This window comes from Mycoplasma sp. 1781, from assembly GCF_053851675.1.
In genome coordinates this window covers 20,871-35,780 of sequence record NZ_JBSQBC010000002.1, presented here as the reverse complement: position 1 = coordinate 35,780, position 14,910 = coordinate 20,871, and the positions used below count along the sequence as shown (strand labels likewise).

General features: G+C 27.7%; 12 protein-coding genes. 5 read left to right on the top strand and 7 right to left on the bottom strand.

Annotation, left to right across the window (positions count from 1 at the left end):
- Positions 1 to 6 precede the first annotated feature (6 nt).
- Positions 7 to 231 carry a hypothetical protein gene (locus tag ACWXVP_RS00415; protein ID WP_438340465.1) on the bottom strand — a complete coding sequence of 75 codons (225 nt, stop codon included), beginning with the start codon at positions 229 to 231 and terminating at the stop codon, positions 7 to 9.
- A gap of 487 nt (positions 232 to 718) precedes the next feature.
- Between ACWXVP_RS00415 and gap the strand changes: the two genes are divergently transcribed.
- A complete protein-coding gene (gap, locus tag ACWXVP_RS00410; protein WP_456012553.1) occupies positions 719 to 1,720 on the top strand; it encodes a type I glyceraldehyde-3-phosphate dehydrogenase in 1,002 nt (333 codons plus the stop codon).
- A gap of 37 nt (positions 1,721 to 1,757) precedes the next feature.
- Here gap and lon read toward each other — a convergent pair whose 3' ends face one another.
- The 5 genes from lon to ACWXVP_RS00385 form a co-directional block, all read right to left on the bottom strand.
- The gene (lon, locus tag ACWXVP_RS00405) at positions 1,758 to 4,256 is read right to left on the bottom strand and encodes an endopeptidase La (protein WP_455994487.1); all 2,499 of its coding nucleotides are present in this window, start codon (positions 4,254 to 4,256) and stop codon (positions 1,758 to 1,760) included.
- Between the two features lie 76 nt (positions 4,257 to 4,332).
- Entirely contained in the window at positions 4,333 to 5,151 is an 819-nt protein-coding gene (locus tag ACWXVP_RS00400) for a nucleotide exchange factor GrpE (protein WP_456012551.1), read from the bottom strand.
- Positions 5,151 to 6,143 carry a heat-inducible transcriptional repressor HrcA gene (gene hrcA / locus ACWXVP_RS00395; protein ID WP_438340469.1) on the bottom strand — a complete coding sequence of 331 codons (993 nt, stop codon included), beginning with the start codon at positions 6,141 to 6,143 and terminating at the stop codon, positions 5,151 to 5,153. The genes ACWXVP_RS00400 and hrcA overlap by 1 nt, the downstream gene beginning before the upstream one ends.
- 67 nt (positions 6,144 to 6,210) lie before the next feature.
- Positions 6,211 to 6,888, bottom strand: a complete 678-nt coding sequence (gene plsY, locus ACWXVP_RS00390; RefSeq protein WP_456012549.1) for a glycerol-3-phosphate 1-O-acyltransferase PlsY — start codon at positions 6,886 to 6,888, stop codon at positions 6,211 to 6,213.
- 129 nt (positions 6,889 to 7,017) lie between these two features.
- A complete protein-coding gene (locus ACWXVP_RS00385; RefSeq protein ID WP_456012547.1) occupies positions 7,018 to 8,580 on the bottom strand; it encodes a M28 family metallopeptidase in 1,563 nt (520 codons plus the stop codon).
- A gap of 393 nt (positions 8,581 to 8,973) precedes the next feature.
- Between ACWXVP_RS00385 and ACWXVP_RS00380 the strand changes: the two genes are divergently transcribed.
- From ACWXVP_RS00380 to ACWXVP_RS00370, 3 genes are read left to right on the top strand one after another with little or no spacing between them, the layout of a single operon-like run.
- A complete protein-coding gene (locus ACWXVP_RS00380) occupies positions 8,974 to 9,564 on the top strand; it encodes a hypothetical protein (protein WP_456012545.1) in 591 nt (196 codons plus the stop codon).
- Position 9,565: 1 nt separating this feature from the next.
- Complete coding sequence (locus ACWXVP_RS00375) at positions 9,566 to 11,383, top strand: MAG3240 family lipoprotein (RefSeq protein ID WP_456012543.1); 1,818 nt, start codon at positions 9,566 to 9,568, stop codon at positions 11,381 to 11,383.
- Positions 11,370 to 12,152, top strand: a complete 783-nt coding sequence (locus ACWXVP_RS00370) for a hypothetical protein (RefSeq protein WP_456012541.1) — start codon at positions 11,370 to 11,372, stop codon at positions 12,150 to 12,152. The genes ACWXVP_RS00375 and ACWXVP_RS00370 overlap by 14 nt, the downstream gene beginning before the upstream one ends.
- A 93-nt stretch (positions 12,153 to 12,245) precedes the next feature.
- Here the strand turns inward: ACWXVP_RS00370 and ACWXVP_RS00365 are convergent, their stop codons facing one another.
- On the bottom strand, positions 12,246 to 12,761 hold the full coding sequence (locus ACWXVP_RS00365; protein ID WP_444704873.1) for a hypothetical protein: 516 nt from the start codon (positions 12,759 to 12,761) through the stop codon (positions 12,246 to 12,248).
- A gap of 213 nt (positions 12,762 to 12,974) precedes the next feature.
- On the opposite strand from ACWXVP_RS00365, the gene ACWXVP_RS00360 reads away from it, so the two are divergent.
- Positions 12,975 to 14,714, top strand: a complete 1,740-nt coding sequence (locus tag ACWXVP_RS00360; RefSeq protein ID WP_456012539.1) for an MIP family Ig-specific serine endopeptidase — start codon at positions 12,975 to 12,977, stop codon at positions 14,712 to 14,714.
- The last annotated feature ends 196 nt before the right edge of the window (positions 14,715 to 14,910 follow it).

The window sequence follows — 14,910 nt, the reverse complement described above, 5'->3', positions numbered from 1 at the left end:
TATTATTTAACCAAACAAGTTAAATAAACCTTTACTGCGTTGTGCTACGGTTCATAATAGCCCATCACTATCTGTATTCATGTAAACCAAGTAATCTGCTAAATATGCTATTGCTACACTTAACAAAGCAAGAAATAAAAGAATAAAAATTGTTCCAATGATTATTGATACCTTTATTTTTCGATTTATGGCTTTTTCGCTTGCTAAATGAACAGGCTTTACATTGTCCATAATTTTGCCCTCCTCCATTATTTAAATTGAAAATTTAACTGTTATTGAATACAATAAAATTTTTGTAAATTCATTTAATAGTTTAAACTAAAAAACATATTTTTTAAATAAATACTTATTTAAGTTCGCATTTTTTTGCTTATTTTAAGCGCTTTTTTTAAAAAAATAATTAATTTTTGGGTTAAAAAATGTTTTTTTTTTTTTTTAGAGCTTAATTTAAGTTGAAAAATAATTATTTGTAATAATAAAATACTTAATAACAAAAAACAAAATATTTTTTTCTTTTAAAATATAGAATTTATAATTTTTAAGACAAAATTGCTAATTTTGTTAAATTTTAATGTTTAAGAATATAACACAATTTAAGGAATTATCTATATTATAAAAATCCCTAATATTTTGTTTTTTTAAGTTATTTTAGAATTATTTAGAATTATAATTATTAATATTAAATTAATTATTTTATTATTTATGGAGTATAAATAAAATGAAGGCAAAAATAGCAATTAACGGCTTTGGTAGAATAGGCCGCTTAATCTTTAGAAAAATATGAAATGATGCAGATGTTGAAATTGTTGGAATTAACGACCTAACTGATGCAAAAACATTAGCACACTTATTAAAATACGATACAGCTCACGGCGTGTTTCCATTTAGTGTTTCAAACACTGAAAAATCAATAATTGTGGAGGGTAAAGAGTTTCCAATATTTAGTGAAAAAGATCCGGCTCAACTCCCTTGAAAACAATTGGCAGTCGATGTGGTTGTTGAAGGTACAGGTAGATTCTTAACAACTGAACTAGCCCAACTGCATATTAATGCTGGAGCAAAAAAAGTTTTAATTACGGCCCCTTCAAAAAGTGCGGATGTAAAAACTATAGTTTATTCAGTTAATGAAAATATTTTAACAAAAGACGATGTTGTTGTTTCTGGGGCATCATGTACAACAAACTGTCTAGCACCTGTTCTAAATGTTTTAGAAAATGAATTCGGTATTGAAAAAGGCTTCATGACCACTGTACACTCATTCACTGCAGACCAAAGATTACAAGATGCACCTCATTCAGATTTAAGAAGAGCGAGAGCTGCTTCCTCAAATATGATTCCAACCACAACAGGTGCGGCTAAATCGATAGGTAAGGTTATCCCAACGCTAAAGGGTAAAATGAATGGTATTGCTTTAAGAGTTCCAACTATTACAGGGTCAATTATTGATGTTACTGTTGAACTTAAAAGAGATACAACTGCCGAGGAAATTAATAAGGCAATGAAAAATGCAAGTTCAGAATCTTTTTTCTATACTGAAGATCCTATTGTTTCTAGTGATATTATTGGTTCAACCGCTGGTTCAATATTTGATGCTCAATTAACTCAAGCATTAGAAGTTGATGGCAAAAAATTATACAAAGTTTATGCATGATATGATAACGAATCGTCGTTTGTTAATCAATATATAAGAACATTAAAGCATCTAGTTAACATAAAATAAACAATAAAAAACCTGCTTTAAGCAGGTTTTTTTCTAATTATTTTGTCTTAAAGATATCATCAAATATTTCTTCATAATACTTCACAGGTACAAAAGTAACTTCTTTTTTAACTTCCTCTGGTACATCAACTAAATTTTTAATATTGTCATATGGAATAAATATTTTTTTAATTCCAAATTGACATGCAGCTAATGATTTCTCTTTCAGTCCACCAATTGGTAATACTTTACCTCTCAACGTTATCTCGCCAGTCATACCAATGTTTGCGGGAACCGGTTTTCTAGTTAGCGCACTAATTATAGAAGTAGTAAATGTAACACCGGCTGATGGTCCGTCTTTTGGAATAGCGCCCGCTGGTACGTGGATGTGAATTGCCTTATTATCAAAATCAAAATTAATTCCGAATTTTTCAGCATTTGCTCTCACATAACCTAAGGCAATTTGTGCAGATTCCTTCATAACTTCCTTTAAATGACCGGTTAATTTTATCCCGTCTTTGCCCGGAAATGTAGTAACCTCAATGGCTAGTGTAGAACCACCAAAGCTTGTGTATGCAAGGCCATTAACAACACCAATTTGGTCTCTATTTTCGTTTTCATCATCTTCGAATCTAATTGGGCCTAAGAAATCAACAACAACATCTTTAGAAACTCTAAATTCATCCTTAATTTCATTATCTAATATTTTCACAACTATTTTACGAGCTATATTATCTAATAAACGTTTAAGCTCACGGACACCACTTTCTCTTGTATATGAAAGAATTATAAATTTTATAACCTCATCATCAATTTGGATTTGCGATTCCTTAAGCGAATTCTGTTCTAAAACTTTGGGCATTAAGTGTGCTTTAGCTATTTCTAATTTTTCGGCAGTGGTATATGTTGACAATTCTAGTAATTCAACACGATCAACTAATGCAGGTGGGATCGAATCAAAATAGTTGGCAGTAGCTATGAATAAAACCTTTGATAAATCATATTCAAGGTCAAGATAATGATCTTGAAAATTAGCATTTTGTTCAGGGTCAAGAACCTCCAACATAGCGCTTGTTGGGTCACCTCTAAAATCAGAAGACATTTTGTCTATTTCATCAAGAAGAATAACTGGATTAGAAACACCTGCCTTTTTAATAGCGGAGATAATTTTCCCAGGCATTGCCCCAACATAGGTTTTTCTATGCCCTCTAATTTCGCTTTCATCTTTTACACCACCAAGCGATACCTTGATAAATTTTCTTTTTAAAGCTTCTGCAATGGATTTTGCTAATGTGGTTTTTCCTGTTCCTGGAGGACCGATCAAGGTTAAAATAGGAATATTATTAACTGGATTATTCAAGGTATCACCAGTTTTATGAACGAATAATTTTGTATCAATAAAATGGTCAGAATCATTTTTAATAGGCAAATAATCACCAGTTTCTTTTTGATTTTGTTTGTGAGTAAGAACTGAAATAAATTCTAAAATTCTCTTTTTTGGTTTTTCAAGTCCAAAATGGTGTTTATTTAAAACTTCTCTAACATGATTTATATCAATTAATTCTTTACTTACTTTTCTTCATGGTAATGCTAAAATTAAATCAATGTATGTTTTAGAGATATTTGCCTCTGGGCTCGAAGCCATCATGGCAGCCAAGCGAGCTTGTTCAGTCTTTAATGCTTCGATTACATATTTAGGAAACTTGCGGCTAGTTTCTGGGTCTTTTTCCATATTTTCGGCATTATTTTGTGATTCATCATTAAGCATTTGTCTTAACTGCTTCATCTTTTCACGAAGAAGAAAATCTCTTTGTGAGCTTTCCATTTCTTCATTTAATTTCTTAGTTATTTCTATGTCAATATTTGTTGACTCTTTTTTTCAAGCTAATCTATCAGCGATATTTTTAATAAGATCGTAAATATCTAAAGACAAAAAACCTAATAGTTCATCTCGGGTAAAGGCTTCTCTAATAATTGCAAAATTTTTTCATATCAATTCATCGATTTTTTCTTCCTTGTTATATTTAACCAGTGAATTCATTTGCATTGCAAAATCTTTGACTTTTTCAAAGTTAAATACCTGTTTAGAAATTGACGAAAAATTTTTATCTGTTTGCGGTTCAAGTTTTAAAACAAAATTATTTAAGTATTCAATAGAATTTTTTATTTTTTCAATATCAACCTTTTGCCCTTTTTCATTTTTGTATTCAAATGAAGCATATATTAGCGGTGCTTCCGGGTTGGTATCAGACGAATGAATTTCATTAATTTTAACAATTTTATCTGCATCAAGGCTTATTTTATAAACGCCTTTATTTTCCGATGATTCTTTGATAAGAGCTACAATGCCATAATCTTCTAGCATTGACGAAGAGGTAATTACTTCAGCATTTATATATTGCTCCTTAATAAAAGTTATTAATATCTTATTATTAGATTCCTTACTATCCAATGCACTTTGTAAGGCAAGAACCGAATTTTTCTTTCCCACTCTTATTTCATCCATTGATTGTGGCAGTATTATCTGCTTCTTAACTGGTATAAAAGGTAATTGCATTTTTTTCCTCATTTCATTTTATTAAATTCTATTTACGTTATTATTTTTATTTGCTAATTTAGGAAAAAATAGCGAATTATTTTGAAACAATAACTAATGCCGGTTTAATAGTTCTATCATTTAGTTTATAACCAATATTTTTTACTTCTAAAATTGTATCTTTTTCTAAATCTGATGCAACCAATTCATAAACTTGATGAATATTAGAATCAAACTTATCACCAACACTTGGAATAATTTTATTCAATCCAAAATCAAACAGAATATCTTCAACCTGATTATATAACATATGAAATCCGACGATAAATTTTTTCAATGTATCATTATCAATTTTTTTAGCAGCAAGAATTGCTTTTTCAAAATTATTTATAGGTTGAATTATATTTTCCATAAAAGATTGAAGTGCATATTTCTTTGCTTCAGCAATTTGTTTTTCTTGATGATCATTATTTTTTTGTTTATGATCACTAATTAAGTCTTGGGCCTTCTTTTGAATTGCAATAACCTCATCCTTAAATTTATTAGCTTCGATTATTGATTTAACTCTTAACTCCTCTTTTTCGTTGTTAATTTTTTCGATAGTTTCTTCCAAAGATTTAATTCTATCTTTTTTTTCTGAAAGTTCATTTGTAAGAATGGCATTTTTTTCAATTACTTTTTTTGTTCAATCATCTAGACCGGCGACTGAAACCAATTTAAGAACATAACTTTTTTTCTTAATCCTATAACTAAGTAAATCATCAGCTTCACTCTTACCTTTGTTTAATATTTCATTAATAATAGGATCAACATCATCATAATCTCAAACGTATGAAAAGTGTGTTATTTTTTCTTTATGATTTTCTTTCTCACATAGCTCAAAATTTACTTTTTCGTATTTTTTAAAATCTCACATTATTTATCTCCTTTTTGCACTATTTTTGCCAATATGTCTAACGTTTCTAATGATTCATCAATATCAATATTTTTAGGCCCCATAATTGAGATTTCCTTAATATTTTTATCGTTCTCAAAGTCAATTTTTTTACTAATAATATTTAAATTTTCTCTTGAAAAATCAAGCTTAATTTTATTGTCTTCATCCAAATTATTTTCAATCATTGATCACACCGAATGTTTTTCGATGAGATCTAATAAGTCAACCAACTCTTCACGAGATATATCTTTTGATAAAATCATTGCGTTTTTGTTATAGGTTTTATTTTGAATCTTTTCTTCAAAAACGAAAATAGTTTTTACAAACTTTTCTAATATTTTTTCATAATTGCCTATTCTTTCTTTAAATAAAGGTAACAAAGCCTTAGCTCTTTCAGCCAATTCAATTAAAGGCGTATCAATTAGTCTTTCTTTAAATAGTCGCACAGCAATTCTCAAATCATTTAAAGCAATATCATCGCTAAAATCAAAAATTTTATTTTGCACATTACCACTGCTGGTAACAATAACAATAACTGCTGAAGACGTGTCAAGAGGTGTCAATTGAATACTTTTTAATTTTTCATCTTTATTATTAGAAGTTGCAACAACAGTAAAATGTGCCATTTTACTAATCAAATTAGCAGCTTCATCTAATGTAGAATCTACACTCAATCTTTTCTTTACAAGAATATCACTCAAACTTTTATTAAAAAACTTTTTTGGATTATATGCAATATATTTCGTATAGTATTCAAGGCCCTTAGTTGAAGGTATTCTTCCACCGGATACATGCGGTTTTTCTAGAAAACCAATCTTTTCAAGATCAGACATAATATTTCTAATAGTTGCAGATGAAGAAGTCAAGTGTTTTGATTCAACTAATTTTTTAGATCCAACAGGTTCTCCTGTCTCAAAAAATTTTTCAACAATCATCTTAAAAATTTCTATGTGGCGTGCCTTTAATTCCATAAAACAAAAAACACCTCCTTAAAATTTAATAATATATATTTTAGCACTATTTTAGCACTTTATAAAGTTAATTGCTAATTTTACTACTAAATAAGTTAAGTTTCTTTTCTTCTTTATTTGATAATCTAATGTAATTGGGGATGTGTTTCAACAAAATTAATATAGAAGCAAAAACTAAAATGTAACTATGTGATCATAATGGAACATTATGGTTTATAAACGAAAGAATTCAAGATGTATAAAAATAAGGAATAAATGAATAAAAAGCAAAAATAATTGATATAACCACGGATGAAATCGAAATATATCTTATGATTAAAACTAAGGTTATATAAACCAGTACAAGCAATAAAAATGTTGGAAAATCAAATGCCAAAATCATTCCAAAAAATGAAGCAACACCTTTGCCACCTTTAAAATTAAAGTAACAAGGAAAAATATGCCCAATCAATGCTCCCAAACCTGCAAATAAAGGAATTATAAAATTACTATTTACCCCTTTTTTGATAACAAAAACAATGATTGTTGGAATAAAAGACTTAAAAATATCAAAGCAAAAAACAAGTAATGCAAATTTAAAACCAAAGACTCTTAAAGCATTTGTCGCACCTGCATTTTTTGAGCCAAAATTTCTAATATCACGATTTTTTCTTTTTGAAATAATTATGCTAATATTAATCGAGCCAATTAAGTAGCCTAGTATTAAAATTATTAAATTAACTCACACGTATTTTCAATTGAACATAAATAAAATAATACATTATTTTAGTAAATCATTATTCAAAATTAAGACAAGTATACACCAAAAAAATAAACAAAAAACATTACCTGCTTAGTAATTAGGTAATGTTTTTTGAAAACAAGGATTTTTAGCTTATAGCTTAATGTAACTAAAGTTATCGCCATCAATTTTATGTAATGATGTTACTGTTGCCTTTAAAGTTTGAAATACAGTATCTAGTTGTTTATAAAATTTTGGACCAATGTTATCATTAACCCATTTTAGAGTATCTAAATCACTGTGTCAAATATCTCCAAGGATCGCAAAATCTTTTCTCGTTAATCCATCAGGTCAATCATGAACAATTTGGCCATTTTCTAATTTTCTTTCTTTTAATTTTTCTATTGTTTTACCGTCTTTTAATACTCAAGCCTTAGGATTAATAGTTTGAGCATATCCATCATATTTACCTGATTTTGCCTTAATTGCGAAGTTTGTTGATTCAACATAAGCCACTGGTAACTTAGCGATTTGATAGAATGGAGCATGGTCTGATCAGTCTCCAGTTTCGCCTTCTTTATATTCCGTTTCAACAAATTGCGGATGAATTTTTAATTCTTGATCAGCATCCTTTATTTTGTTAGCTCTTTCTTTTGAAAGCTTATTGATGTGGTTACGTAGTAATGGAGATAAATTTCATTTATCTTTTTCAACCTTGCCATCGTCATTCAAATCATCAACAGTATTAGGAGAGTGAATATACATATAATCACCGCCTGCAACTGTATCCATATTAATCATTCCTAAAGAATTATCACGTAATTCATTTTTTTCGCCAGTTAAAAATTGTTTTACGAATGCTTCTGAGCCTAGTTTGTCAAGCTCTTCACCATCAACAAAAATTAAATGTAATCTAACACTTAGATTATCTCTATTTTTAGGATCTGAGAAATACTTTAATAAATTTAAATTAACAGTAACACCAGTAGCATTATCAGTTGCACCTCATGAAACACCTTTTGGTCCTACATTATTCATTGAGTCGTAGTGAGAAACAATGTAAAAATCTTTAATTTTTCTTTTACCATTATCAGTTAATTTAGCACTTGGGTTAATTGTTACCACAATATTATTACCCACATTATTGTATCCATTATTTGCAAATAAAAAACCTTGTGTAAAGAAGCCATCATTCTTTAAATTTTGCTTCATTGAATCAACTATTGCTTTATCTTTGGTTTCATCATATTGCACAGTTCTTTTACGTTTATATTCAGGATATGTGATTCCATTTGGAGTGTAATTAGTATAACCCATATCTGCGATTTCTTTAACTAAATATTTATATGAATAATAGCTACCATAATTATTAACTTTTTGATCTACTTTTTCGCCAAATTTGTATAGTAAATTCTTTTCAACTATTTCTGTTGTTAATCTTTTATCTTTTTCTAACTTTATTCCATCATTTAAAGTTTTTTTAGGGGATTGTTTGTTTGGATTTGGTATTGTCGCTAATGACGTTTTTTTAAAGTTATTATCATCTCCTGCTTTTCTACCATGAACAGTAGACAAGAAATTTGTAAATGTATTTCTTAGCCCTACTTCATCAGTGGATTTTGAATTATTTGGATTTGAACATGAGATTGCCATTATTGGTAGTGCAATGCCAGTTAGCCCCCCCATGGCAATTAGTGCCTTAATTGAACGTTTCATAAACTATTTCCTTTCTTAAATTGTTTTATATTTGTACAAAATAACATTCAGCAATTTGTAAAATATAAATATATTTTAAACTATATTATTTTTTTATACACAAAAATCGACCAGATTAAGCAAAAAAATATTTATAATAAAAATATTAATAATAACAATTTTTCAATTAAAATTAAGATATCTTTTAAAAAAGCATGATACAAATTTCTTAATTAAATTAAGCAATATTCGTTTCCCAATATAAGATTTACATAATAAAAATATTAACAGTTTGACAAATATAATCTAGTTGCACTTTAATAAATAATGCATATTTTCCAAAATTTCAGTGTTTTATTTTTTTATATATCTTTTCTAAAAAGTTTATAATTATGTTAAAAGAGGTATTAAATTATGAAAACATTTAAAAAGAAGAAGACTATATTGAAACTTTTTTTATCTGCAACGCCCGTTATTACAGGAGCTATTTTGCTAACTAGCTGTAGTCAAACTACAAATAAACAAGAAAAAGATAGCGGCGTTCAACAAAGCAATAGCATTGATGCTTCTATTAATCGCGATGGTTCTTTAATTGGGGAAGAATTGCGAGCTAAAGTAAATGATACAATTGCTAACGCTAACTTCACTATGACTGACAAGGCTAGGGATGAGTATAGCAGCCTTACTGATGATATTGCAAGAGACGAATATATTAATGGTTTATGAGAAAAAATTATAAAATGATTCTCTAAAAATCAAAATTCAGATGATAAAGATAGATTCTTTTTTACACCTGAAGACTTACGCAATGCAGATTTTAATGAATACATAAAAGTTTATATTCCTAATTTAGAATATTTTGCTGGAAACCATAATGTAAAATGCTACTTCGGTTATAATAGCGAAAAAAGAAATATTTTTTACTTCTTTAAAATTAAATGTTTGGATGGAAAACAAACTGAAGGGCATGGTTTTGTAGATTTAACACTACCTATTGATAAATAATATGAAAACAAGTAAATTAATACTTGCCGGAATAATTGGAAGTTTAGCGCTTCCAATTATTTCTATATCATGCGCAAAACAACAAAAAATTCTAATTGATGAATCAAAAATTAACACTAAATACTTAACAAAACTAAATGCTCAACAACTAGCATCACTGCACAATTTTGAACCCATTTTTATTAATCAAAATCAATCTAGCAAAACTTATTTAAAATATTTGGGTCAAGTTAAAAAGGTTACAAATAACAATGAATTAGAATTTAAGCCCACTCTCAAATTTAAACCAGAATTCAAATTGCAAAAATCGTGAAAACAAATAAGAACCAAATATGATAATTACAAAATAGAACGGACAAATAACTCTGCTTTTAAAAATTTTGATGACTTATTTACTCAATATGACTTTAAGGAAATAAGAAAAGCAGGAGGATATTCTAACCTTTGATTTTATTTCCTTGCTAACAAAAACAAAGATACAGATTATTACCGCGTTTATGATCCATATTTTTTTGATTTTCAAACAGTAATATTTCGTCTTGTTAACGATATAAAAACAAACAGCGGATTAATGAATAAAAATTCCCTTTTAAATAAAGCAGGTGAAGCCTTTATTACGCGTAATATTTTTAACAATGAATTCATTCAAGCCAGTTCTTGATTAAGGCCTGAAAATGAAATTTTTAGAAATACATTTATTAATTTTCTTATTTTATATTTAAATAAATTTGACCTTAATATTAAAAAAATTAACATAGATTGAACAAAGGCGAGAGTTCAGGAAAATGATTTTTCAAACCAAAGTTTTATTAGTTTTCAAATTGAAGACATTATTGATTTTGATGATAAAAGCATTGTAAATAATGCAATTAAAAATAAAACCTTTTATATTAATGGTTTTAGAAATTATGCCACTGAACAAAAATTCGGTGTTGGCAATAATGGTCTTAGCGAAACACTACCTTTATTTAATGATTATGTAAAAAATCCATTTTTAATCATAAAACAAAATGAAAACATAAACCTAGGAAAGGATATAAATTCATTTATCAAAGGCTATAATAGCATCGATTATTGAAACTCGAGAGGTTTGGTATATTTATTTTCTAATTTTAAAGATTACCTAGAATTCGATATTCCAGACATATATAAGAATATTGATGAAAAATATAAAGTAATAGATATTCAATTTACAAACTACTATGAAACTAGCCAATTAATCAAAATGATTATTAGGGTTTTTAAAAAAGATAAAACAACAAAAGACTACGTACTATTAAGTTCAAACTTTGACGACCATGGACACTTTTTAAAGGCTATATCAACTAAGCTGGCAGCTGTTGATAAATTAGAAAGTAGCGACTATGCAATATATAGAAAAGAAAAAAAACCAACCTTCAACGGCATAAAACTAGATGATTTTGTTAATAACCCCTTATTTAATTCGCTAATAAATTATGCCTTAATAAATTGAAAAAAACACATTGTTAATCCGAATAGCAATACACAGGATCAATTAAAACTCTTAACTGCTTATTTGAACAATTACCTTCTTGCATATGCTCTCGAAATTCAAAATTCAAATCTTAATAGCGGAATCAAAAAGATAGAATTATCCAAAAATGAAACCGTTGGAGATGAAACTACTTTAAAATTTTATTTTTACAAATTTAACTCAGAAAAAGATTTTCTTTACAAAAACAAGGGCGAGAAACCTTTTTATTATATAGATATAAAAGTAAAAAATTTATTTGAGTTTAGTAACGAAACACCAGTTTTTACAATTGTTTCTAAAGGACACTATAATGAAAAAATATAATATTTTAGCTTCCCTTTTAATTCCTTCAATCGGGTTACTAACTATCTCATGCAATGCAACAAGCAGCGAAATAAAATCATCGAAAAATGTACAAGGTTTTAAGGCAAATGAAGATCTCAATCCCTTAGAAATGCAATTTGATAAAAAAATAACAAAAACTGCTTTAGAAATAAAAAAAACAATGCGGACTTTTAATTATGCTTACTATACCTTTTTTGAAAACTATGATATAGTCAAAGATAAACTAAAAGAATTAATTGAAGAGCAAAGTATAAGCCAAAATAAAGATGGGCTAACAAAATATTACAATTCTTTTTGACATAACAAAAATCCTAAATTACTCAATGATTTTTCAAGGCTACTTGATGATTTTTACAATCTTTTTAATTCAGCTATTAAATCTCTATCAAATCTTAATTTTTATTTGGAACAATTCAAATTTGATAATGATAACTTAAAAAAACTAACAAAAGACCAATATACTAGCAAACTAGATGATGATTTTAAACAATATATCTATAACAAGGATTTTGCTGATAATATTTACGCAGCTAAAAAAATACCAATTAAAAATTTAATGATTGCCTTAAAAGAAAAACTAGCGCAAATATCAAACATGATAAAGAAACAAGAACTTAAAAACTTCTTAAATAAATATCACAAGGCAAAAATTTTCATTTATGACAATATCAACCATGTAAATCTTGACGTTAATATTGATTTAATAGTTTCTAATCTTGAAGAAAACAACCAACAAGAATTCTTTTAACTTCTACTATAGGTCTAAAAAAATATTAAATATAGCTTGTAGCCCAATTGACTGCAAGCTATTAAAATAAATAAAAAACTTAAGAGAAAAAACTTAATCAATTTCCATTGGGATTTTTGCATTAACTTCCTCATTAACACGTAAATCAAAACAAATTACATCATAAAATAAATCGATCTGTCTCGTAATAGTATCAACCTTAAATCTAATATCAATCCGATGAGATTTGCTAACTTTTGTTATATCGGGTTTATGAAGAAAAAAATACTTTTTAAATTCAACATCATTAGCAATCTTATCACCATCATCATGTTTCTTATTATTGTATTTTTTGTTAAGCTTTTCTATTACTTGAATAAATCTCGCCATTGCATTATCTTGCTCGGCATTATATTCTTTTTGCGCTTCATCAGATAACTTAAAAACAAATTCATTTCTAATGCTTGATAGTTGCGAAGCATTAAGTAACATAGGTTTTTGTCGCTGACTATCATCTATTTTATTAGAATTAGCACATGATATCAAAACAGGACTAATTGCTATGCATAACCCGATCGATAAAAAACTTAATTTTTTATTAAATAAAGATTTTCTTATTATTGATTTCATAACACATATTTTAATACAACAAAAAATTATGTTTTATTTTTTTAAAAAAGAGCAACTTATGTTTTTATTTAAATAATTTTTAAATACTAAAATATTTTTATCAATTATTGTGTAAAAAAATAAGATTAGCCAAATTAAGGAAACCTAAATTATTTTATTAGAAAAAATAATATAAAATTATTGTAAAAAATAATAAGTAAAAATAGGAGCAATATGAAAAAGAAATTATTATTACTTAGTTGAATTCCTACATTAGCACTGTTAACCACTTCATGTATCGAAACTAAACAACCAAACCATGAACCGAAGTCTGAAGATGATAATAAAAAAGAAAATAATGATAATACAAATACTGATTCTATAAATTCAAACAAAAAATCAGAAAACCAAGAACCAATTCCGTTACCGTTGCCAACACCTAAGCAACCCGAAATTTCTAAAGAGCAATCTTCGCCGGAAAATCCATTAAATCCGCATAGTAAAAAAGACAATAGCGCCCCGCAAATACCTCAATTCCCTATAATACCGCCAAACTTCCCAGGATTGCAAAAACCAAAACCAGCAATTAATAAACCGGAGTTAGAGATAAAACAAACTGAAGCATATAGAAAAATATTAGACAGATCTTTTGCTATTTCATTTAATACCATTACACAAAGTCTTGATGATGGAAAAAGAGATAAAGATGAAATTCCTTTCTTATCAACTGGAACTGGTTGAATACTTGATTATGCTTGAAAAAATGGAGTTGAAAATTCTGAAGAACTAATGTTATATATAGCAACAAATGCTCATGTATATCAATATGCATACAATGCATTAGACAATAAATTAAAAGAGACGTTTCCGGAATATTTTACTAGCGAAGAACAAAAAGATGCTAGAGTTGTTTCATTTGGTATTGGCATACCTTTGGGTGATGCTAATTTAGAACCTATCGAGTCAGGAAAACACGAAGGCAATGAAAATATTGTTAGCTATTTTATAAATTCAAATGATCAAAAATATAAAAATGGTGTAAGAGATGTAAAACTTGTTGGAGATCAAATTTTTTCAAATCCAAAAACTGTTTTTGTCGCAACGGACTTCTTTGATAAAAAAACAAATGAAGAAATATTAAAGAAACATCCAAACTATCAACCTAATATCAATAAAACCCAAAGAATCGGAAAAGACTTTGCTGTATTTGCTATAAAAATTAAATTCAACGAACTTAAAAAACAAGCCGAAACAAATCAAGATTTAAAGAAATTACTAGAACATATTAATAAAGGCATAAACAGTATTAATAATGATGTAACATTATTTTCATCAAAGCAATATCCTAACCATGATAAATCAAAAGTTCCCTATATTGCATATGACTACTACTCAGCCTATCTTCATAAGGAACAATATAAAAACTTTGATAGCGAAAATGAAATTTTAAGTCCAAATGCAAAAAGAATATATATAGCAGGCTTCCCTTCTGATAATGATAGTGGAAATAATCAATACTTCTGAAAAAACTATCCTAAGAACATAAAAATCGAAGATTACACTTTCACAAGTAAAAGCTTCTTAAGTAGTGCGCCAGTTGAAAATCTATTATCTGAAAAAACCATATCATATGGCATCGGTGTGCAGGCACAAGTTCTAAATAGCAGTTTATATTATGGGGCAAGTGGTTCTCTTGCTGTAAATGAATTTGGAATGCCTGTTGGAATATATTCATCTCTTTCAGCACTAACCCCCAACATTAAAGATACAACAAAATGAGGCGCCTTTACTTTTTTAGTTCAAAATTCCAATGATTTATTCTATGGACCAAAACATAATTTAATAGATGGAAGTAATAAAGAGTTATATCCAAACCAAGAAAAATCTTTCAGACAAAATCTTAAAATTTTATCTGAACAAGATGATTTCTTTAAAAGTTTTAATAAAACGGTTTTATTTGAAAACGGTGTATAGTTTCTTTTTACATAAGGATTATCAAAAATACAAAATCCCCCTTATAAACTTTTTTAAAACTATCTTCAAAATCAAGGTTTTTAATTTTCACATTCTTAAGGTATTGTAGAATTTCTAAAATTAACCCTAATTATTAGGAATCACATTTAATTTATTCCTGTGTTTCCTATTTTAAGTATAAAAAATTAAAAATCTA